The 23,118-nt window shown below is 42.1% G+C and carries 19 protein-coding genes, 1 tRNA gene and 1 pseudogene; 10 read left to right on the top strand and 11 right to left on the bottom strand.

Annotated features, from left to right (window positions below):
- Positions 1-216: 216 nt before the first annotated feature.
- Positions 217-301: transfer RNA gene (locus BW980_RS08550), tRNA-Ser, on the bottom strand.
- Positions 302-432: 131 nt separating this feature from the next.
- Here BW980_RS08550 and BW980_RS08545 point away from each other — a divergent pair.
- The 6 genes from BW980_RS08545 to BW980_RS08520 all read left to right on the top strand — a co-directional run bounded on the left by BW980_RS08545 (position 433) and on the right by BW980_RS08520 (position 6,134).
- Positions 433-1,440: a glycosyltransferase family 2 protein gene (locus BW980_RS08545; RefSeq protein ID WP_076454661.1), complete on the top strand. Its 1,008-nt coding sequence runs from the start codon at positions 433-435 to the stop codon at positions 1,438-1,440.
- An 80-nt stretch (positions 1,441-1,520) separates the two neighbouring features.
- Complete coding sequence (locus tag BW980_RS08540; RefSeq protein WP_245799999.1) at positions 1,521-3,470, top strand: BatA domain-containing protein; 1,950 nt, start codon at positions 1,521-1,523, stop codon at positions 3,468-3,470.
- A complete protein-coding gene (locus BW980_RS08535) occupies positions 3,467-4,729 on the top strand; it encodes a dihydroorotase (RefSeq protein WP_076454659.1) in 1,263 nt (420 codons plus the stop codon). Before BW980_RS08540 ends, BW980_RS08535 begins: the two co-directional genes overlap by 4 nt.
- Before the next feature lie 22 nt (positions 4,730-4,751).
- Positions 4,752-5,066 (top strand): magnetosome magnetite crystal formation protein family, encoded by a 315-nt coding sequence (locus BW980_RS08530; RefSeq protein ID WP_076454657.1) that lies wholly within the window; start codon positions 4,752-4,754, stop codon positions 5,064-5,066.
- Between the two features lie 88 nt (positions 5,067-5,154).
- The gene (locus BW980_RS08525) at positions 5,155-5,478 is read left to right on the top strand and encodes a hypothetical protein (protein ID WP_076454655.1); all 324 of its coding nucleotides are present in this window, start codon (positions 5,155-5,157) and stop codon (positions 5,476-5,478) included.
- On the top strand, positions 5,475-6,134 hold the full coding sequence (locus tag BW980_RS08520; protein ID WP_076454653.1) for an alpha/beta hydrolase: 660 nt from the start codon (positions 5,475-5,477) through the stop codon (positions 6,132-6,134). Before BW980_RS08525 ends, BW980_RS08520 begins: the two co-directional genes overlap by 4 nt.
- Here BW980_RS08520 and BW980_RS08515 read toward each other — a convergent pair whose 3' ends face one another.
- A complete protein-coding gene (locus tag BW980_RS08515) occupies positions 6,135-6,629 on the bottom strand; it encodes a hydrolase (protein ID WP_076454652.1) in 495 nt (164 codons plus the stop codon).
- A 22-nt stretch (positions 6,630-6,651) separates the two neighbouring features.
- The gene (locus BW980_RS08510; RefSeq protein WP_076454650.1) at positions 6,652-7,428 is read right to left on the bottom strand and encodes an MBL fold metallo-hydrolase; all 777 of its coding nucleotides are present in this window, start codon (positions 7,426-7,428) and stop codon (positions 6,652-6,654) included.
- 78 nt (positions 7,429-7,506) lie between these two features.
- Here BW980_RS08510 and BW980_RS08505 point away from each other — a divergent pair.
- A pseudogene (locus tag BW980_RS08505) lies at positions 7,507-8,972 on the top strand (TonB-dependent receptor).
- A gap of 54 nt (positions 8,973-9,026) precedes the next feature.
- Here BW980_RS08505 and bcp read toward each other — a convergent pair.
- On the bottom strand, positions 9,027-9,479 hold the full coding sequence (gene bcp, locus BW980_RS08500) for a thioredoxin-dependent thiol peroxidase (protein ID WP_076454648.1): 453 nt from the start codon (positions 9,477-9,479) through the stop codon (positions 9,027-9,029).
- 42 nt (positions 9,480-9,521) lie between these two features.
- Here bcp and BW980_RS08495 point away from each other — a divergent pair, with 42 nt between their 5' ends.
- A complete protein-coding gene (locus tag BW980_RS08495; RefSeq protein ID WP_076454646.1) occupies positions 9,522-10,184 on the top strand; it encodes an endonuclease III domain-containing protein in 663 nt (220 codons plus the stop codon).
- A gap of 229 nt (positions 10,185-10,413) precedes the next feature.
- Here BW980_RS08495 and BW980_RS08490 read toward each other — a convergent pair whose 3' ends face one another.
- The gene (locus BW980_RS08490; protein ID WP_076454644.1) at positions 10,414-10,995 is read right to left on the bottom strand and encodes an RNA polymerase sigma factor; all 582 of its coding nucleotides are present in this window, start codon (positions 10,993-10,995) and stop codon (positions 10,414-10,416) included.
- Positions 10,996-11,618: 623 nt separating this feature from the next.
- Positions 11,619-12,200 (bottom strand): sigma-70 family RNA polymerase sigma factor, encoded by a 582-nt coding sequence (locus tag BW980_RS08485; protein ID WP_076454642.1) that lies wholly within the window; start codon positions 12,198-12,200, stop codon positions 11,619-11,621.
- A 245-nt stretch (positions 12,201-12,445) separates the two neighbouring features.
- Here BW980_RS08485 and uvrA point away from each other — a divergent pair, with 245 nt between their 5' ends.
- On the top strand, positions 12,446-15,223 hold the full coding sequence (uvrA, locus tag BW980_RS08480; RefSeq protein WP_076454640.1) for an excinuclease ABC subunit UvrA: 2,778 nt from the start codon (positions 12,446-12,448) through the stop codon (positions 15,221-15,223).
- Positions 15,224-15,471: 248 nt separating this feature from the next.
- Positions 15,472-16,659, top strand: coding sequence for a hypothetical protein (locus tag BW980_RS08475; protein ID WP_076454638.1), 1,188 nt, complete (start codon positions 15,472-15,474; stop codon positions 16,657-16,659).
- A gap of 64 nt (positions 16,660-16,723) precedes the next feature.
- On the opposite strand, the gene BW980_RS08470 is transcribed toward BW980_RS08475, so the two are convergent.
- The 5 genes from BW980_RS08470 to BW980_RS08450 form a co-directional block, all read right to left on the bottom strand.
- Entirely contained in the window at positions 16,724-19,027 is a 2,304-nt protein-coding gene (locus tag BW980_RS08470) for an FdhF/YdeP family oxidoreductase (RefSeq protein WP_076454636.1), read from the bottom strand.
- A 15-nt stretch (positions 19,028-19,042) separates the two neighbouring features.
- Positions 19,043-19,408, bottom strand: a complete 366-nt coding sequence (locus BW980_RS08465) for a DUF7009 family protein (protein ID WP_076454634.1) — start codon at positions 19,406-19,408, stop codon at positions 19,043-19,045.
- 55 nt (positions 19,409-19,463) lie between these two features.
- Positions 19,464-20,246, bottom strand: a complete 783-nt coding sequence (locus BW980_RS08460; protein ID WP_139327632.1) for a transthyretin-like family protein — start codon at positions 20,244-20,246, stop codon at positions 19,464-19,466.
- A gap of 119 nt (positions 20,247-20,365) precedes the next feature.
- Positions 20,366-21,829: a lipopolysaccharide biosynthesis protein gene (locus BW980_RS08455; RefSeq protein ID WP_076454630.1), complete on the bottom strand. Its 1,464-nt coding sequence runs from the start codon at positions 21,827-21,829 to the stop codon at positions 20,366-20,368.
- Positions 21,829-23,100, bottom strand: a complete 1,272-nt coding sequence (locus BW980_RS08450; RefSeq protein ID WP_076454628.1) for a glycosyltransferase family 4 protein — start codon at positions 23,098-23,100, stop codon at positions 21,829-21,831. The genes BW980_RS08455 and BW980_RS08450 overlap by 1 nt, the downstream gene beginning before the upstream one ends.
- Between the last annotated feature and the right edge of the window lie 18 nt (positions 23,101-23,118).

Genomic DNA, 23,118 nt, shown 5'->3' with positions numbered 1-23,118 from the left:
CTCAATTCAGAGGTGTTAGAAACGTAGAGTTCTTCTTATTTAGGTTAACTAATATTTTTGCCTAAAGATAAAATCCCACAACTTTATGACTTGATCCATTATTGGCTAGAAAATAATGATCGTCCAAAGAGGGAACATCGCCAAACCGTCCCAAAACAAAAAATCCTACCAAGAAAACTTGATAGGATTTTATTTTTACAAACTACTGCTTGCTTGCGGAGAAAGAGGGATTCGAACCCCCGGAGGTGTGACCCTCAACAGTTTTCAAGACTGCCGCATTCGACCACTCTGCCATTTCTCCTGAGTGCCTCATCAGGTATTCCCTGAATGCGGGTGCAAATATAGTAACCTTTTTCTACTCTGTAAAATGTTTTGTTATTTTTTATTCTTTCAAATTAAAATTCGCCTTCAATTTTGCTAAATTGCCCCCTTATGAAACAGCCCCTTGTTAGCATACTCATCCCCTTTAAGAATACCGAAGCCTTTCTTTCCCAGTGTCTTGACTCCATCTTAAAACAGACTTACCCGAATTGGGAGGTACTGGCCGTTAATGACGGTAGTAGTGATGGCAGTAAAAATTTGGTGGAATCTTACGCCAAAAAAGAGCCTCGTATACATTTGTTTGACAATGAAGGGAATGGCATTATCGAAGGCCTAAGAACGGCATATAAGCATAGTAAGGGGGAGTTCGTCACCCGAATGGATTCCGACGATATTATGACGGAAGATAAGTTAAAGACCATGGCGGAATCTTTATTGGAACACGGAAAAGGCCACCTCGCCGTCGGACAGGTCCGTTATTTTTCGCACCGCGGTATTAGCAATGGTTATGAACGTTATGAACAATGGTTGAACCAGCTCACCCAAACCGGGGACAATTATTCCGAGATCTATAAGGAATGTGTTATCCCCTCCCCTTGTTGGATGGCCTACCGCGAAGATTTTGAGCGTTGTGGGGCCTTTGAACCCGACCTCTATCCCGAAGATTACGACCTTACTTTTCGTTTCTACCAAGACGGATTAAAATGTATTCCCTGTTCTAAACTGCTACACTATTGGCGCGATTATGACACCCGTACCTCTAGGACCAGTGAACACTATGCCCAGAATTATTTTCTAGACATCAAACTTCGATATTTCCTCAAACTGAACCACGAACCTGACCGACCGTTGACGGTCTGGGGCGCCGGCACCAAAGGGAAGGAAATAGCAAAAGGCCTACAAGCGCAAAACATAGACTTTTATTGGCTATGCGACAACTCGAAAAAGATAGGCAAACATATATATGGCAAGGAAATGCTGCACTTCAGCAAGCTTAAAGAGCTCTCCAATCCCCAAAGTATCGTTACCGTAGCCAATGAAGATGCCCAGCGGCATATCAGAAAGTTCTTTTCGGGCCTTGGACAAAAACCTATGGCAGATTACTTTTTTTTCTGTTAATTTTAGGGCTAGGGTGGGTATTTGGCAAGATACCGTCCATGTAAAATAACTTTTCACTAAGCCATGTTATAAAGCGTGAAATGTATATCTTTACCATCTCAATTCAGGAAATGCAGTTTAAATATCCGGAACTTTTTTGGGCCCTTTTTCTCCTCCTGATCCCTATTTTTATTCATTTGTTCCAATTGCGACGTTTCAAGAAAACGCCGTTCACCAATGTCAAGTTCCTAAAGAAGGTCGTTTCGGAATCGAGACAGAGCAATACCCTAAAAAAATGGTTGCTACTCTTAACCCGAATGTTGCTCTTAGCAGCCTTGGTCTTTGCCTTTTCTCAACCTTTTTTCGCTGAAAAATCCGCCCTTAAACAGAAGGAAACGGTTATCTATTTAGATGATTCCTTTAGTATGCAACTCAAGAATGAAGGCACTACCCTATTGGAAAATGCCGTTCAGGACTTGATAAAAAAGCTTCCTAAAACGGAGCGCTTTTCACTTTTTACCAATACTAGGACGTTTAGAAATACAAGCCTTCAAGATATTCAAAATGAACTCCTTGCCTTAGGTTTCCACAACAAACAGTTAAAGCTTAACGAAGTGTATCTTAAGGGACAGACACTCTTTTCCTCCGACCCTTCAACCGAGAAAAACCTGATCGTCCTTTCCGACTTTCAACAGCGTATGGCCAATGGTTCTGCCGAAAAGCGGCCCCAATTACAGCTACACTTGGTGCGTTTGGGAGCGGATGTGGTTGCCAACGTTGCCATAGACTCGGCTTATATTAGCTCGGAAACCTCTGAAAACCTTACGCTTTCGGTAGACTTATCAAGTACCGGCCAAAACGAAAGTGTTCCGGTATCATTGTTCAACGGCGAAAAATTGGCCGCAAAAACTTCGGCTTCCTTTGATGCTTCCCCAAAGGTTACCGTAAGTTTTAGCCTTCCTAAAAACGAGGTATTCAATGGAAAAATCGAAATCAATGATTCGGGATTAAGCTATGACAACCGACTCTTTTTCAACATAGGCGAACGAGAAAAAATTAAGGTCTTGTCGGTCGGTAACCCAAAAAACGATTTTTTGAAACGTATTTATACCGAAGACGAGTTTACCTATACGGCCTTTGAGCTCAAAAACCTGAATTATAGTACCCTTTCCACCCAACACTTGATCGTGTTAAACGATCTGCCGCAAATTCCCACCTCCTTGACGACGAGCCTAAAGGCTTTTATCGCCAATGGGGGGCACTTGACCATTATACCTGCCGTAGGCATCGATATGGGGTCATACAACCTATTGACCTCAAATTATGCCACTACCTTTGTACAACCGCTTCGTGATGAACGCGAGATTACGGACATCTCCTTTTCGCATCCTTTGTATCAAAATGTATTTGAAAAAAACGTCACCAATTTTCAGTATCCGAAAGCTTCCGAATGCTATCAAATCGAGACCTCGACACCAACGGCATTGGGCTTTCAGGGCAGTACGCCATTTTTGGTAGGCGATGCGTCCTTCTTTTTGTTCACGGCATCCTTGGAACCCGAAAATTCGAATTTTACCCAATCCCCCTTGGTCGTACCAACCTTTTACAATATGGCTATGGGCAGTTTAAAACTCCCTCCCCTTTATGCCGTATTGGGTGAATCTACGACCATTGACATTGCCACCACCCTAGCTCCCGACCATATCTTGAAATTAACGAAACCGGACTTCGAATTTATTCCGCAACAACGGTCACTGGCCCATAAAGTATCGCTTTTCTTTAATGGCGACCTACAGGAAGATGGTATCTATGCGGTAATGGAAGACCAGAAAACCACAAAGAATATAAGCTTTAACCACAACCGAAACGAAAGCAAATTGGCCTATTTGAATACCGAGCAATTGGAAAGCGATCTATCCGCATCTTCTATTGCATCGCTATTCGACACCATTGAAAAAGACAACAGCGTAACCGAGCTTTGGAAATGGTTTGTTATTTTAGCGCTGCTTTTGCTGTTTGTTGAAGTACTCATTCAAAAATATCTTAAATGAACATTCTCTTAAAATCGGCGAAAATAATTGATCAAAACAGCGAAGAGCTTCATTTAAAGACCCGCGACATACTTATCAAAAAGGGAACTATTGCCAAGATTGCGGCCAAAATAGAGCCCGAAGGAAAAACAAGGGTCATTAAGCACAAAAACCTTCATGTTTCCATCGGTTGGTTCGATAGTAGCGTAGCCTTCGGTGAACCTGGATACGAAGAACGCGAGACCATTGCCAACGGTCTGCATACGGCGGCCCTGAGCGGTTTTACCGATATAGTGCTCAATCCCAGTACCCATCCCGCACCCGATAGTAGTTCGTCTATTGTGTTCTTAAAAAATGCAGCGGCCGATCAATTGACCTCCCTTCACCCCTTGGGAACCCTAACGGTAGATGCCGAAGGGGTGGACCTGGCCGAATTGTACGATATGAAAAATGCCGGGGCGGTCGGATTTTTCGACTTTAAAAAACCGATGACCAATCCGAACCTCTTGAAAATTGCCTTGCAATATGTCCAGAATTTTGAGGGACTGGTCTACTCCTTTCCTATGGATTCCCGAATCGCCGGCAAGGGCATCGTCAATGAAGGTGAGGTGTCGACCAAATTAGGACTTAAGGGGATTCCCGTTTTAGCGGAAGAACTGCAAGTGGCCAGAGACCTTTTTATCTTGGAGTATACAGGAGGAAAACTACACATACCCACTATTTCTACGGCCAAATCGGTGAAATTGATTGCCGAGGCCAAAAAGAAAGGTTTAGATGTCAGCTGCAGCGTTGCCGTACATAACCTAAGTTTTACCGATGACTGCCTTGAGGGATTCGATTCGGCCTATAAGACCCTACCACCCTTACGGGCAAAGACCGATGCGAAGGCCCTTATCAAGGGGTTAAAAGACGGTGTTGTCGACTTTGTCGCCAGCGATCACAGCCCTATGAACATTGAGGAAAAACGTGTGGAGTTCGACAATGCTTCTTACGGAAGTATCGGACTTGAAAGTGCTTTTGGTGGCCTGAATACCCTTTTAGACACCGAAACTACCATAGGCTTGTTGACGAAAGGAAGGGAACGATACGGATTAGAATCACCCGTTTTAAAGGAAGGGGAAAAAGCCTGCCTCACCTTGTTCGATCCCGAAGTAAACTATATCTTTGAAGAAGGACATATAAGCTCTACCTCAAAGAACAGTATGTATATGGGTTCTCAATTAAAGGGAAAAGTATACGGAACGATCAACAAAGGGTTGTTCGTTACAGAGGAAGCATAAAGTAACACCTAAAACCAACATAATGGACCAAACTACGATCGACAAGGGTAAAACCATGGCAATTATCAGCTACATTACATTAATAGGAACCTTAGTGGCCTATATCATGAACAACAAAGAACAGAATGAATTCGCCAAGTTCCATATCGGGCAAGCCCTAAGGGCATGGCTTACGGGAATTGTGGTATCGATTATCGCTGCCGTATTGATTATGGTTACGGGAATAGGCCTGTTCAGTTACCTTCAATATATCGGGCTGATTTTGGCCGTTATTGGACTTATGAACGCCGTAAACGGGAAGGCGGAGAAAATTCCATTGGTCGGCGATATCGGGTAAGCCCATTATTATATACGATACAAAAAAGGGACCTTATAGGGGTCTCTTTTTTTTGTGCAAGACTAGCTCATATCTTAACTTTGGCGACATGAATACAGTAAAGGAAGGAAAAACCACGGCCTTAACGGCTTATTTTACCATTATAGGTTCACTTATAGCCATAAGCATGAACTTCGATGCCAAAAATGACTTCGCCCGCTTTCACACGAGACAGGCCTTTGGGCTTCATCTCTTTTTTTTGGGTTTTGCCCTATTTTTGAGCCAGTGGTTCAATGAGTATGCCTGGTACGGCCTGTACATTTGTTATTTTGTACTATGGTGGTACGGCTTTCTCGGAGCCCTTAACGGAAAAAAACAGTCCGTCCCCCTAGTTGGTGATTTCTTTCAAAAATGGTTTACATTTATCCAATGACAACAGCTCCCCTATCATTAGAACACCTGATCAGGCCCTCTAGCCTTAAAGAAGGGAAAGCCCCGGTTCTTTTTATGTTCCATGGTTACGGAAGTAATGAGGAAGATTTGTTTTCCTTTGCACCGGAACTTCCCGAGGAACTTTGTATCATATCGGTTCGGGCCCCCTACCCCTTAGAGCCTTTCGGCTATGCGTGGTATGCCATTAATTTTGATGCCCAACAGGGTAAATGGAGCGATGATGAACAGGCCAAAAGTTCTAGGGATAAAATCGCGACCTTTATAGATGAGGCTTGTGCGACTTACGCCCTTGATGCGGAACGCGTCACTATTTTAGGTTTTAGCCAAGGAACCATACTGAGTTATGCCCTAGCCTTATCCTATCCCGAGAAAATAAAAAACGTGGTGGCCTTAAGCGGTTACATTAACGAAGCCATCTTAAAGGAAGGCTATCAAGATAAAGACCACTCGAACTTAAAAATCTATGCTTCACATGGTCAGGTAGATCAAGTGATTCCCCCTGAATGGGCACAGAAAGCCCCGGAGTTTCTTAAAAACCTCGATATAGACCACTTATACGAAGAGTTTCCTGTGGGGCACGGTGTCGCTCCCCAAAATTTCCATTCGTTCAAAAAGTGGCTGGAAGGTAAGATATAGTTATTCGCTTCGCGTATAAAGCAAATGGTCAAGCATTGTAAAATCGACGCTGAGATCATCTTTTAGCTCGTACTTGATCAATAGCTCGCCCCAATATTTTCCATCCGAAAAATCGGTCAATATCCATTTGTGGTTCAAGACTTTGATCTTGTTGATCTTAAAGTCGCTATCCATACCTTCATAAGGCACCAAAGGATTGTCACCCTTGCTTTCATTGGTTTCCAATAGTTTGTCGGCAATATAGCGGGATGGGTCTTCCAATTTCAAATGGTCGTAATAGGCCAAGGCGTCATCGTTGTTTTCCAAGGAAAAATATTGCATTTCCAAGACTTTCAACTGTGTATCCCTAACCGAATCGCGCAACGACTCGATCTGGCCCTCAAGTTTGTCAATGCGGGCATCTTTGACCTTTACCATGTTGCCATTGCTAACAAAAAGATAAAGACAGATAAGGGATACAAAAATGAAGAGGTATAAAAATATTTTACTTTTCATAAAATGAAGAATTATTTACTCTTTAAACGGTTAAGGTCAAGTTATCGTAAGCCAAATGTACATTTTTTGGTAATTTTTTTTCAACTTCCTCGTGAAAGCCGAGCAAATGGCTAATGTGGGTAAGGTAGGCCTTTTCGGGTTGGATCTTATCGATGAAGGCCAAGGCTTCCTCTAGATTAAAGTGCGAATGGTGGGGTTCTTCACGAAGTGCGTTGACAACCAAAAACTTAGTGCCTTTTACTTTTTCCGCCTCTTCATCGCTTATAGTCTTTACGTCGGTCAGGTAAGTAAAATGTTTGATTCGAAAGCCCAGTACCTTGATTCGGTTATGACTGGCCTCTATCGGCATAACGGAAACATCGCCAATCGTAAACCTATGGTCCTTGTCTATTAGGTTGACCGCCACTGCCGGTGCCCCAGGATATCGGTTTTCATCCGCAAAAATATAGTCGAAACGCCTTTTAAGGGAATCGGCAACGCGTTTATGTAAATATATAGGTATATCGCCCTGTCTAAAGAAATAGGGGCGAATATCATCTAGTCCTGCAGTATGATCGGAGTGCTCATGGGTAAAAAGAACCCCATCGACCTTGCTTACCTGGTTGGTCAACATCTGTTGCCTAAAATCAGGACCGCAATCTATCACATAATTGTAGTCTTTCCATGATATCAAGAGGGATACACGCAGCCTCTTGTCCTTGGGGTCCGCACTGTGGCAAACCGGGTGATTACTACCTATTACGGGTATTCCCTGAGAAGTGCCCGTACCTAAAAATGTAATTTTAAACGCATCGCTCATCTAAGCTCAAATTTATAACTAAATAATTTAATAGATTACCTGAACTTGTTAACTTTGTTGAAAGCAAAATCCAACTAAATGGCCTCAGTTCTAAAAAGGGACAACACCTTTGAAAATATTCCTTCCATCAAAGCCAAAACTTTACGGATCAACCTAAACCCTGACATCTACGGAACTTTTGCTGAAATTGGCGCAGGCCAAGAAACAGCGAGACATTTCTTTCGTTCGGGCGGAGCGTCCGGTACCATTGCCAAGGCGATGAGTGCCTACGATAAAGATTTTAGCGATGCCATTTATGGTATTGAAACCGATGGTAGGTACGTTACACAATCACGTTTAAAAAAGATGCTCTCGCATGAAATGACGCTCATGGAAGAGCGTATCAGTCGCGAGACCCATCCAGACCGACTTTTCTTTTCCTATGCCAATACAGTGGCGACCATTGATTTCTCGAAAAGATATAAGGGTCACGGCTGGGTAGGCATCCGTTTTCAACTCGACCCCACTCAAAAAGAGTTGGATGAAATCATACTGCACATTCGTTTTAAACAAAACGAAGCCCGCTTGCAACAGGAAACATTAGGAATTCTTGGCGTTAATTTGATCTATGGTGCCTTTTACAAGTACCACAAACCCAAAAAGATGCTCAAGTATCTCTATGACCACATTGACAAGGATACCGTGGAAATCGATATGGTAAACTTTTCAGGTCCTAATTTTAAGGATGTCGACAACCGATTGATGAGTTTGCAGTTGATTCGAAACGACATGACCGACGCGGTAATGTTCGGCCCTGATGGCAACAACTTCTTGCCCGCGGCCGCATTGTACAAAAAAAATATCTTGGCCCTGCGCGGAAGCTTTAGGCCGGTTACCAAAGTGAACATGGATATGTTCCATAAATCGTATGACATTTTTATACGAGATCCCGCGGTCAACCAAGAAAGTACCATGGTCATTTTCGAAATCACCCTATCGAACCTTAAGGCTTCGGGTGAAATAGACGAACAAGATTTTATGGATCGTGCCGAATTGCTCTGTGCCCTCGGCCACAATGTAATGATATCCAAGTTTCAGGAATACTATAAACTGGTAGAATACTTTAACCGGTATACCAAGGCCAAAATAGGTCTTACCATGGGAGTCAACAACCTTGTGGATATCTTTGACGAAAAGTATTACCGCATTTATCGGGAGGCATTTTGGAAGCCTTTGGTAAGTTGTTCTTCAAAGACCTTCAGGTCTACCTCTACCCCATGAAAAATGCTGAGACCGGTCAAATCATGACCAGTAACAACATTAAGGTGCACCCGAGAATGAAAGAACTTTACAAGTTCTTCAAGTACAACGGTAAGGTGATGGACATTATAGACTACGACCCCGAAATCATGCATATTTTTTCGAGAGACGTGCTTAAGAAAATCATCAATGGTGATGAAGGCTGGGAAGACATGTTACCGAAAGGCATTCCCGAAATCATTAAAGAAGAAAAGCTGTTTACCAGAAAACTGCTGAAATCGGAGGACGAAGATAAAGTAAAATAGAAAGAGGGGCTTAGGCCCCTCTTTTATTTATACCCCAAATGTATGGACATAAAATCAGTCCAATAGTTGGGCGGCGTGGTCCTTGGTCTTTACCTTATCGATTACCTTGGTTACTATCGCATTTTCATCGATAACAAAAGTTTTTCTGTGGATACCGTCGTATTCGCGCCCCATAAACTTCTTAGGGCCCCATACCCCGAAAGTATTGATTACCGAACGGTCTTCATCGGCCAACAAGGGAAATGGAAAGCCGTATTTCTTCTTAAAATTGCCCTGTCTTTTTTCTGAATCGGCACTAACGCCCAATAGTTCAAACCCTTGTTCCTGAAGTTCTTGATAATTGTCCCTTAGGTTACAAGCTTCTGCCGTACAACCTGGGGTGCTCGCTTTCGGATAAAAGAACACAATGAGCTTTTTACCACTGTAGTCAGATAATTTAATTGTATTCCCGTCTTGGTCTTTCGCTGAAAAATCGGGTACTTTGTCCCCTACTTGTAATGTATTCATAGCTATCGTTCTTTTTGTATACGAGGCTAAAATTAGACAAAAATGACAAAAGCGGAAAAGATTGATTTCACCATTAGCACATTACGTGATATATATCCCTCTATACCTGTGCCTTTAGACCATAAGGATCCTTATACCTTGTTGATCGCCGTCTTGTTATCGGCACAAAGTACAGATGTTCGGGTGAACAAGATTACGCCCCTATTGTTTGAAAGGGCCGATAATCCGTATGATATGGTTAAGATGTCGGTAGAGGAAATTCGTGAAATCATAAAACCTGTGGGCCTCTCCCCTATGAAATCAAAGGGAATCTACGGTTTGTCAAAAATACTCATCGATAAATACCAGGGCGAGGTACCGCAAGACCTAGCGCTTTTGGAAGAGTTACCCGCCGTGGGACATAAAACGGCCAGTGTAGTGGTCTCACAGGCTTTCGGCATACCGGCTTTTCCCGTAGACACCCATATTCATAGGCTTATGTACCGCTGGGGATTTTCGAATGGTAAAAATGTGGTTCAAACCGAAAAAGATGCCAAACGATTGTTTCCCAAAGAACTTTGGAACGACTTGCATCTTCAGATAATTTGGTATGGAAGGGAATACTCTCCGGCCCGGGGATGGAATCTAGAGAAAGATATTATAACAAAGACCATCGGTAGAAAGACCGTAATCGATGCTTATTACAAAACAAAAAAGACCCGATAAACGGGTCTGTATCTTTAGTTTAAGCTGTTTTCAAAACGAAAATTATTGTATTCAACAATATGAAATTGTTTAGAAAAACTTAGTAAAAAGTTAATTGTTTCCTTCGTAGCTTTTACAGCACTACCTCTTTCGAGGTTCTCAGAGTAAATTTTTTCCATAATAGTAGCATAGTTATACAATGGATAACGCAACTAGATTGGAAATATTGTTGAGCATTCTCAGCTACTTATTAATTCGTTAAAACAATATTATGTTTGTCAATGATTTTTCTAAGGTTAATAAGGGCATAACGCATTCTTCCTAAGGCCGTATTAATGCTTACTCCGGTGTTTTCAGAGATTTCCTTAAAGCTCATGTCTTTATAGATACGCATTACCAAAACTTCTTTCTGATCATCTGGTAATTCTTCGATCAAATGTTTAAGGTCAGAAGTAATTTGGTCTTTAATAAGCTGTTTTTCTGCATTTAGCTTATCGTCACCGATAACGGAAAAGATATTGAAATCATCATTTCCTTCGAACATCGGCATTCTTTTGTTCTTTCTAAAATGATCAATGATCAAGTTATGTGCGATACGCATTACCCACGGTAAAAACTTTCCCTCTTCACTATATGAACCTCTTTTTAAAGTTTTGATCACCTTAATGAATGTGTCCTGAAAAATATCTTCGGTCACATCGCGATCCAAAACCTTAGAGTAAATAAAACTAGATATTCTTTGGTTGTGACGGTTGATCAAAATCTCAAGAGCTTTTTCGTCTCCGCTGATATAATCTCTTACTAGTATTGAATCTTCGATTTGTTGGCTCATTGTGTAGGGTTTTTTAGTTTAAGATTTGAGACTTTCCTAAGAAAGGCTACCGTTATTTAGTTATATTAAGAATGTATTTTTATCCTTTGGTGGATGGCCTTGTTATTAATTATGATATAAAACTAGATAATAGAGGGGTCTAGAAAAAAACATTGTTGTAAAACCGCTTGTTTTTGATGTGAAAACCTACTTTTCCCTTTTTCAACAAAATAAAATGGTTCGAAGTGCGTTAGCCACACAAAATCAATGCCCTGAAGATGTATGGTCGGTTATTGTTTTTAAATGGAGTATATAGATATCATACACTACCTATTATAAACACAGGCTTTATAGGTAATTATTTCCTACAAAAAAGGCCCTTGCACAAATCATGCAAGGGCCTTTTATATAATATAAGGTTATTCGTCAGTTCATATTAGACTCAAACTGTAAACCTTTGGCTTCTGTAATACTTAGAGATTTGGAATAAGCCAATAGAAACTTAACGGTTTCAGGCTTCGCTTTTACCAATCTACATTTGTCCGATTCTGTAGCGTAAATTTTTCCCATATATAATTCAGTATTGTTACCGCATAATAACGCAACTGATATAAATATAATGAATTGCTTCGACCTATGGTTAATTAATTCGTTAAAGCAATGTTGTTCTGTTCAATAATCTTTCGCAAATTTATAAGGGCATAACGCATACGGCCCAGTGCGGTATTTATACTTACCCCGGTATTTTCCGCAATTTCCTTAAAACTCATATCCCTATAGATTCGCATGATCAAAACCTCCTTTTGATCTTCAGGTAGTTCATCTACCAAAATTTCCAGGTCGCTATCGATCTGCTCCTTTATTAACTGTCGTTCTATATTTAGTTTTTCATCCCCTATATGGGCGAAAATATCAAAAGTATCGGAACCCTCGAACATAGGCATTCGGCTACTTTTTCTAAAGTGGTCTATAATAAGGTTGTGGGCGATACGCATGACCCATGGCAAAAATTTACCTTCTTCATTATAAGTGCCCCGTCGAAGTGTTTTGATGACCTTAATAAAGGTATCTTGAAAAATGTCTTCGGTAATATCACGGTTGTTTACCTTGGAATAAATAAAACTGCTGAGCCGCTGGTTGTGCTTTTCAATCAGAATTTCCAATGCTTTTTCATCACCGGAGATGTAATTTTTAATAAGAAGGGAATCTTCTGTCAATATATCCATAACAATTACTTTAATAGTTAAAACCTGACATCCTTTTCATAGAAAAGGTCTGGTAGATAATGTTTTAATCTTTCTAAAAGTAATTTTTTGCTATAGGCGTCTTAACATTTTGTTGGGGTCAAATATAGAAAAAATTAAATGACTTTAGAAAATTTCTGACGTTATCGATACATTTTTTAATGTGAACTATACAATTTTAGCTATTGAAATCATCATATCGTATCTTTGTAAGCTTAGATAAACACATGGCAGAAATAGTAGACGTAAACCCCAAGTACAACATAATTATTAAGGGTGCAAAACTGCACAACTTAAAGAATATTGACGTTGTCATTCCCCGAAACAAACTGGTGGTCATTACCGGTCTTTCGGGTTCCGGAAAATCGAGTTTGGCTTTCGATACGCTTTATGCCGAAGGCCAAAGACGGTATGTTGAAAGTCTTTCGTCTTATGCAAGGCAATTCTTGGGCAAGCTAGACAAACCCAAGGTTGATTATATAAAAGGGATAGCGCCCGCCATAGCCATTGAACAGAAGGTAAATTCTACCAACCCACGTTCTACCGTAGGTACCACCACCGAAATTTACGATTACCTCAAGTTGCTCTACGCCCGTATCGGCCGTACCACATCCCCTATTTCCGGACGAGAGGTCAAAAAAGATACGGTTACCGATGTGGTCGAACAGGTAAAGAAATACGAAGAGGGTACCAAGTTGCTTTTATTGGCCCCGATCCAAATAGATGAGAACCGAGACACCATCAAATCGCTACAATTGCTCTCAAAGCAAGGCTATGCCCGTATCAAATACAATGACGAAGTGCTTCGAATAGACAATGTGCCCGACGATATTTCGCGGAATTTCGATTTAGTCGTCGATCGGATCATTGTCAAAGATGACGAAGATTTCTACAATCGTTTGGCTAATGCGGTGGATACCGCTTTTTTTGAAGGAAAAGGCGAATGTGCCATTGAAGAGCTCAACAGCAAAGAACGCATTCCCTTCAGTAATAAGTTTGAGCTTGATGGCATGACGTTTTTAGAACCTAATGTACATCTATTCAGTTTTAACAATCCTTATGGGGCCTGTCCGAAATGTGAAGGATATGGCGATGTTATCGGCATTGATGAAGATTTAGTGGTACCCAACACTGCCCTTTCTGTTTATGAAAACGCCATTTTTCCATGGCGAGGCGAAAGTATGGGCTGGTACAGGGACCAATTGGTGAACTCTTCCTATAAATTCGATTTCCCGATCCACAAGCCTTGGTTTGAACTTTCCGACGAACAAAAACAACTGGTCTGGGACGGAAACGAACATTTTATCGGCCTACATAAGTTTTTTGATCAATTGGAAGAGAAAAGCTATAAGATTCAGAACCGGGTGATGCTTTCGCGCTACCGCGGAAAAACCAAATGCAACGTTTGCCACGGAAAACGCCTACGCAAGGAAACCGACTATGTGAAAATTGCCGGAAAGAACATTTCCGACTTGGTAGAACTTCCTATAAAAAAGTTGATTCCCTTTTTTCACGATTTGGTTTTGGATAAATACGATACGAAAATTGCTTCCCGCCTCTTAAAGGAAATCAATACGAGGCTCGGTTTTCTTGATAAGGTAGGATTAAACTATTTGACCATGAACCGAAAGTCAAATACCTTATCCGGCGGTGAAAGCCAACGGATCAACCTGGCAACCTCTTTGGGCAGTAGCCTGGTAGGAAGCATGTATATTCTCGATGAGCCCAGTATCGGACTACATCCTAAAGACACCGAAAACCTGATCGACGTTTTGTTGTCCTTACGCGATTTGGGCAATACCGTAATCGTAGTCGAACACGACGAAGACATTATGAAGGCCGCCGACGAAGTCATAGATATTGGCCCCGAAGCGGGAACACACGGTGGTGAGGTGGTAGCCCATGGGACCTTGGACGACATCTTAAAATCGAATTCACTCACTGCGGGATACTTGAACGGCACGAAAGAAATCAGTGTACCCACAAAAAGACGGACCTCTCCCGATTATATTACGATCAAAGGAGCCCGCGAAAATAATCTTAAAAATATAGATGTTACTTTTCCCCTGAACATGCTTACGGTGATAACCGGTGTTTCCGGTAGTGGGAAGAGTACCTTGGTCAAAAAACTCCTCTACCCCATTATTTTAAAGGAAGTCGGCGGGTATGGCGAAAAGGCCGGACAGTATACCACTGTAGAAGGAAAATACAAGACCATAAAACATGTTGAGTTCGTAGACCAGAACCCCATCGGTAGGTCTTCACGCTCAAACCCTGTGACCTATATAAAGGCCTATGATGATATCAGAAACCTCTTTGCTGCGCAAAAACTAAGCAAGATCAGGGCTTATCAGGCCAAACATTTCTCTTTTAATGTCGATGGAGGTCGGTGTGAAAAATGTAAGGGGGAAGGCGAAATTACGGTAGAAATGCAGTTTATGGCCGATGTACACCTTCAATGTGATACCTGTGGCGGTAAGCGGTTTAAAAAAGAAGTCTTGGAAGTAAAGTTCCAAGAGGCCAATATCGATGACGTTCTCAATATGACCATTGACGATGCCATTGCCTTTTTTGAAGACCACAAACAAAACAAGATCGTGAACAAATTGAAGCCTTTGCAAGATGTAGGCTTGGGCTATGTAACCCTTGGTCAGTCTTCTTCTACCCTTTCGGGCGGTGAGGCGCAGCGCATCAAACTTGCTTCCTTTTTGGTCAAGGGAACGACCAAGGACAAGGCCTTGTTTATTTTTGACGAACCCACTACAGGACTACATTTTCACGATATCAAAAAACTCTTGAAGTCATTTGATGCCCTTATAGAAAAAGGCCATTCGGTTATTGTAATCGAACATAACGTGGAGCTTATCAAATGTGCGGACTATATTATTGACCTGGGTCCGGAAGGTGGTGAGAATGGAGGACAACTTTTGGCGGAAGGCACACCCGAGGAAATAATCAAAAGCAGTACTTCGTTTACGGCCAAGTATCTAAAAGAAAAATTGTAGCGAGCCGGATAGACCTTACAAATCAAATAAGAGACCCCATTTTCGCTTAAAGAATGGGGTCTTTTTTTATGGGTTTCATTCCCTATCATAATATTTTTAGAGCGTATTCCTTCCCTCTTAAAAATCACAACACCCAATAACAATCTAACAATCAGTGAGTTAATCTTGTGTGCTGATTTTTGGCACGCTGTTTGTTTATTACAACTCGAATGTAAATAATTACACTCAGGAATTTAAAACCTTATAGCATGAGAAACTTACTACTCTTTTTTTCGGCCCTTATTTTAGGCACTACCGGTGCCATGGCCACAGCTACAGTAGAAGATAAGGTTGCAGAACGCAATGCTTATGGATACAACGACTCATTTATTTTTGTCGAAAATGGCATTACGTTTTCGGTATATCCCGATGGTGAGTTTGATTTTTACATTGATGGTCGCGTCACCGGACGTAGAAACGGTGTTACCTTTAACTCTGGTTATGATTATAGCCCATACGCCCAATATGATGATTACGGTGCGGTAATTCAAGTAGAAAACGTACCTATTTATTACGATTATTACGGGCGTGTCACCCAAATAGGTGATGTTGATATCAGTTACAACAACGGACGTATCCGTAGATTGGGGGGCATGAGTATCTATTACAACCACAGAGGTTTATATGATTATCATACTGGATATATAAACATTTACAACAGACGCTATATCCACAGACCCTTCCATGCCTTTTTTACCAGACCGGCAATTGGCTTTTGTCTTGTGTACAACAGGCCTTATAGAAGATATTACAGTCCTGTTCGTTATACCTATTATTCTCCTTACAGGCATAATACAAGACGATTCTATGCCAAAATCGGTAAGACTCATCGTTATAACAAAATTAGAAGCGAAAGATCTAGGGTATATAGAAACGATAAAAGGGTAAGCGTACGAAGCAGTGCCCGTAGAACTCATAGTTTGGCTTCCACTAGAAGAAGCAATGTTTCTAAATCGAGGAATACTACGGCCCGTCACAGTGCCGCTGTAAGAAGTACGAATAGAAGTAGCGCGGTGCGTAATGGTAAAACCAGTAAGGCCACGGTAAACCGGTCATCGACCCGTGTCCGCCCGAGTAACGGTACTACGGTAACCCGAAAAATGACTACCGTTCGCAAACCGAATAGAAGTGCGGTAACGAAGAGAACAACGGTGACCAAAACAACATCGGCCAAGAGACCAACGCGCAGTGCGGTAAGTTCAAACAACCGTAGCCGGTATAGCTCTTCGAAAAATAAAAGCACCGTGCGAACAATAAAACGGACACCTTCACAGAGTAGAAGTAGCGTATCGAAACGTAGTTCATCAAGAAGTTCCGTGAGCAAAGCCTCTTCTAGAAGTAGTTCAAACAACAGCGCTTCAAGATCGGCTTCATCGAGAAGCTCAAGAAGATATTAAAATAGTTTTTAGGTTGGTTAGTTGTTGCCCCCGCAGTAGATTCGTCTGCTGCGGGGGTTTTATTTTACATGGCTTTCTCAAGTGTAACCTTAATCGATTTACTGATCGGTGTTTTGCTCTTATCCGCGTATTGGTCATAAGGTATCAAGACATTGGTTTCAGGGTAGTAGGCGGCCAAATCACCTGAAGGGATGTTGTACGGTACGACGAGAAACTTATGTGCCGTACGTACCTTTCCATTATAGGTACTTTTAATATGTACCACATCCATCTTTTTCAGGTTTCTTTTTTCCATATCCTTGGCATTCATAAAAAGAACCCGCCTTTCATTGTAGATTCCTCGGTACCTGTCGTCCATTCCATAGATCGTAGTGTTGAACTGATCATGGGAGCGAATGGTCATCAGCATAAGTTCTTCTTCCTTTAAATCGTGTTCGGGCAAGGGGTTTCGGGTCAGCTGGGCCCGACCATTGGGCAACATACTAAAATCGAGGTCTCGAACGTTGTTGGGCAGGTAGTACCCTATTCCTTTTGACCTTTCCTTTGTATTTTCAAACCCTTTGATGACCAAGTCGATACTTTCCCGAATGAGTTCATAATCCTCTCCCATGGCTTTCCAGTTTACCGAATGTCCGGCGCCAAAATGAGTATGGGCCAGTTCGGCGATAAGCTCCGGTTCACTTTTTATGTTCTCGGAGGTCGGTTTTAGAAGTCCACGCGATTGACGTACTCGGCCCATGCTATCTTCCATGGTCTGGTATCTCAATTTGTCACCCTTCATATCTTTTTCCGATCTACCGAAAGTGGGAAGGATCAGCGCCGTTTTCCCGGTTACCAAATGCGATCGGTTCAATTTCGTACTTATCTGAACGGTAAGTTCACAATTTTGCATGGCCTCGGCCGTATACAAGGTATCGGAAGCCGCCATTAGAAAATTCCCTCCCAAACAAATAAAAACCTTTCCGCTTTCATCATGCATGGCCTTGATGGCCCCTACGACGTCGAGCCCCTCTTTTTCAGGGGCCTTAAAGCCTAAGTGTTTTTCAATACGCTCGTTGAGTTCTGGGTTTACAAAATGCATGATCCCTACACTGCGGTCGCCCTGAACGTTGCTATGGCCCCTTACCGGACAAGTACCGGCGTTGGGTTTACCCAAGGACCCTTTTAATAAGAGTAGGTTCAAGTACTCGCAAATAGTAGCAACACCGTTCTTATGCTGGGTCAGTCCCATGGCCCAACATATCACAATATTGGTACTTGTAGCCAATAAGGCCACGGTTTCATCGATAATGGCTTCCCCTACCCCACATAAATCGAGTAATGACGATTCGTCGTACTGGGCCAAATCGTCTAAAAGTTCTTGGTAACCGTCTACATACTCGCCCAAGAAATCATGGTTAAATACTTTCTGACCGGCTTCATCTAAGGCGGCCAGTCGTTTTAAAATCAATTTCATCAGGGCTATATCTTGATTGATACGCACCTGAAGATGAATATCGGTAAGATTTTCACCCCCACCTATGAGCCCTTTTACATGTTGTGGATTCTTGAAATTAATGAGCCCTGATTCTTCAAGGGGATTGATACTGATCACCTTACCTCCATTTTCCTTACATTTTTCCAAGGCAGAAAGCATACGAGGGTGATTCGTACCCGGGTTTTGCCCGGCCACGATTACCACATCGGCACCGTATAAATCTTCAAGTTTTACCGAACCTTTGCCGATACCCAATGTCTCTGAAAGGGCTACGCCACTAGATTCATGGCACATATTGGAACAGTCGGGCATATTATTCGTGCCTAGGGCCCTGGCAAACATACCGTAAAGGTAGGCCGCCTCATTGCTAGATCGCCCGGAAGTATAAAAAATGGCATCATCGGGTGATTTCAATCGCCCTAATTCTTCGGAAATGAGTTCATACGATTCTTGCCATGAGATTGGCTCGTAGTACATACTGCCCGGCCGTAGGACAAGGGGTTCGGTAAGCCTACCGAATTTGTTCAATTGGTATTCGGTGAGTTGTGATAACTCTTCTACGGAATACTTCTTGAAAAAGTCCCTGCCAATCTTATCGGTGGTGGCCTCATCAGCAACTGCCTTTGCCCCATTTTCACAGTATTCCGCAATAGAGGAAGGTTTTTCCGGGTTGGGCCAGGCACAGCTCGGGCAATCGAAACCGTCTTCTTGGTTCAATTCTAAAAATGCACGCATGGAGCGCACAATACCCATTTCTTTAAATCCGTGACGCAAGGCCTCTTTTACACCTAGTTTTCCGGCAGCGTAACGTACCGGTTCTGTTATCTTGATATTCGAGAAATCTTCGGAACCAATGACCGATACCTTTCTTCGAAAGTTTTCATTCTGCATACTCAACTTATATTTCTAGTGTTGCAATTTAGGGTTAGGGTAATTATCGGACTCGTCTTCTCCCCTATCTTCTAAACATGTAAAGTCTTTTTCGACCAAAAGTAATAGGTTTTGTCCATCTGCGAGTGCGACCGAACCGCTAAACCCTATGCGGTTGTTCTCTTCCCAGTCTTTCACCAATTCCTTGGGCAAGACTACGGTAATGGTATTATCTTGAAAGTCCGCTGTAAGATCAGGCACGTCTTCGGAACGCAAGGCGTAAGTAAATGAACCACTTACAAAAGGTGTAACCTCTTGTACCAAGCCTTCTTTACAGAGTTGTGTAACTTCTGGTTTTGTAATCCGTACCCGAACGGAATTACCCTTGATCCTTATTTTCATCTTAGGTCCGTATTAATAACGATCATTAAGAAATGATCTCAAAATTTAATTAGTGTTAAATATACAAGTCAATATCGAAACAACGAGGGATATTCTTCCTTTCTTCAGTCTTACCCATGTTTCTGTCTTCCTCGTACAACAAAACTCCTTCTGAAGAGTATATTTTAAAATAAACTCCCGGTCCTGGTATAGAAGATATGGGGGTTTCAACGCGGATCATTGGCGATAGAAATGTCTGTTTGAAATCAAGACCCTTATAATCTATTCGAAACTGACCCTTGCTATCGGTTAGGGCGCTTCCCAAAAAGTCATCATTGATCCAATCCGTATCAAAAGCCGCAACGGTCACTCCCTTTACAGGAGCTTTATGGTCTTCTTTGGACAGGATATGTCCGATAATCGTCCAAATATCAAGTTTCGTTCGTACTTGGTTCCAAAATTTAAAATTGAAGCTGTAATTGAAAATAAACTCCCTACCTTCTTGATTCTTACGCCAAACCGGATTCAACCGCCTTAGGGTGAACTGAACTGTGTGTGTGACCTTTTTCGATTTGCCTTTATCGGTAACCACTACATCAATTTCCAAAGGGCCACCATCGTACCCATCCGACAAAGGTATATTATAGTTTCCTTCATCATCCGTAAACCCACTTCCTATAAGGTGCTTTGCTTTTTGGGAAACCAACTTTGAAGATAAAACAACAAGCTTGCCCTTTTCTATATGGAACTCTTCGGCTTCCGCTTGCACTTTATAAACCCGTATTTCAGCATTTTTCAAAGTCTCATAGAACTCTAAATGCAAACACGCCCTCAAACAACCTCTCACTAAATGCCCCATGTACTTTTCATAAATGAATTGAAATCTAACTTCTTAACGCCTTATGCCACCTTACGGCTTAATGTCAGCTTTGGACGGAATGTACCCCATGAAAGTGACTAGCAAATGTTAAGGTAAAGCTATTCGCCTTTCTTTCCAAATAGACCGTTCAGCACTTGGTAAACATCTTCGGAAATTTTGAACTTATATACCACCCCAACATAGAGCAAGCTAATCCCCAATCCTTTGATCATAATGTTCAAAATAGGATGAAAGGGAAGCGTAACAAAGTAAAAAACCAATACCGTACCGATCATCAATAGAGTCACGGCAATGGTTTCCTTGGTAAAGGGAAGTATATCGAATTTCATCTTGACATAGACCAGTTTTACCGTATTGTAGATAAAAAAGGCCAAAAAACTGGCAATTGCCGCACCATCAAGTCCGTATGCCGGTATAAGCCAAACATTTAGAAGCACGGTAACAATGGCCAAAAAGACCCCCATAAACAATACGGCCCTGTAGTAATCGGAATTGTAAAGAATGGAATTGTTATTCCCCAATAGGGCATCATATAGCTTGGCAAGTCCCAACCAGACAAAGATAAAATACCCATGTCTATAGGCATCGGGAAGCAACTTGTACAAATCGTCCAGATTAAGGAAGATAAGAACAAAAAGCAGTCCGGAAATAACGTAAAGCGTAAGCGAACTTTTTTGATATAGCCGCTTTAGCCCCACAGCATCGTTTCTATTCAGGAGTTCAGCTGTAAGGGGGTAGGTTATCTGGTGCATCGACCGCGAGGGTACGGCTATGACCAAGGCAATAAAACTGGCTACACTGTAGTAGGCCACATTCTCGATCTTGATAAATTGGTTGATCATGACCTTATCGATTTCCAATAAGACAATGGCCACGGAACCGCCTAAGATAATAAGGGCACTATATACTAAGATTTTAGGTGTGTTTTCAGGAAAGTCAAAAACCAATCGAGGCCTATGTAAGCGATAGGCATATAGTTTCATAACGAGCATTCGTAAAATATAGACGATTACGAGTCCATCTATAAAAGACGTAACCGAAATCACCTCGAAATACAACAAGACCAGTAGCGTAGTCTGCCCCACCCTACCGAAAATCTCTTTCATGAAATTGCCGAAAACCGATTTCATATGCACCCTGGCCCAAGCGTAAAAAACTTCAAAATAGGCCATAACCATGGCAACTAAAAAGATATGCCACACATAATCTTTTACGATGGGATTTTCCTTGGATAAAAAACTTCCAATAGCATCGTTCACTATATAGGTGATTCCGGCAATAGGAAGCATAAGTGCCAAAGGCAAAAAAAGCATAAGGGTCAAAAAACCGTCTGTAGATTTGCTATCGTTAAAGCTACTGTAGAACTTGACCAGTGTATTCGGTACCCCAAAGGCCAATAAGGGCATCAAAACGACCGAGGCCGACAAGACCACCTGTAGGAGTCCGTAATACTCGGGGTCCATAAACTGCAAATAGAGGACCAAGGTATTCAGTGCCCCCAGTCCGAAACCGAGGTATGTAATAATTGAATTGTTGAGCGATTGCTTAAATACAATTCCCATTACAAGAGTTTTGAAAGTTCTTCGGTTAGGGCGCGTCTGCTAAAACGCTCCACATCGACCGATTCCGATACAATACTCCCCTTCTTATAGGCCCGGTACCAAGCTAAAATAGCTTGTTTTAAGGACTCAAGATCGGAGTAGTCGAATACCTTGCCCGCGTTTGTGCGTTGAATGATCTCGCCCGCTTCCCAACCTTGGGGGCCAACCGCCAAAATAGGTCGCTTCGCCGCCATGTACTCAAACAGTTTGCCAGGGATAATTCCCTTGGTTTCATCGCTATCGATTTCTACCAAAAGCAACAATTGCGAGCTTTGTTGTTTTCGTAGGGCTTCGGCATGTGAACCGTAGCCCCTCATTTTAATATAAGGCCCCAACTCATAACGGTACATGGTATCCATAACATCTTGGCTTACCACTCCCATGAACTCTAGCTGTAAATCACCCCTGAAGACGGCATTTTCCCTTGCTATTTGCGAGAGCACCTTCCATAGGTTTTCAGGGTTTCTTCCGCTTAGCAAGGAACCGATATGGGAAATGGTAAATCCTTTATCCAAATCTACCTCCCCGCTATGCTCCAAGTCGTAGCCGTTGGTAATAACCGAAATGGGCTGTTTTGTAATACTTTCGAACTCTTCTTTTGTGGTCTTACTGGTCACCACTATTTTATCGGCTTCATTGAGTACGGCATACTCAAGGGCCTTGTGTTTTTTTTGGGAACTTTTCGAAAGTCGGAGTTCCTTATGGTAGCCTATAGAGGTCCATGGATCGCGAAAATCGGCCAACCATTGTAAATCGTGCAATTTTTTCAACTCCCGACCAATGAGATGCACGCTGTGTGGTGGACCTGTAGTAATGATGGTTTTCAACTTCTCCTTGGCAATGATGTCACTCAAATATTTTACCGAAGGTTTTACCCAGTACTTTCGGGCATCCGGAATAAAAAAATTGCCCCTCACCCAAAGCATGGCCTTTTCAAAGACCGACTGGTTTTTGGTTTGGATAATTCCCGAACTGATGCGTTTTGTTTTTTTCGAGGAGAAAACCTTCGCTATGCCGTACGGTTCAAAAAGCGGCTGTGAATAAACGCTAAGGTTTTCGACAACTTCAGAGGCCAAAGTGGCGTCTTCTATAGGGTAATGCGGATTTTCGGGAATGTAGACCAAGGGCTCAACACCGAAATCACGAAGGTATTTAACGAATTTTAGCCATCTCTGCACCCCAGGACCGCCCGCAGGAGGCCAGTAATAGGTGATGATGAGGACTTTCTTCATAAATAATTTTATTGTTGG

The sequence above is a fragment of the Zobellia uliginosa genome (genome assembly GCF_900156625.1).
In the GTDB taxonomy this organism is placed as follows: Bacteria; Bacteroidota; Bacteroidia; order Flavobacteriales; family Flavobacteriaceae; genus Zobellia; species Zobellia uliginosa.
Note: the sequence above shows the minus strand (reverse complement) of the source record. Positions and strands in the feature narration are given on the sequence as shown.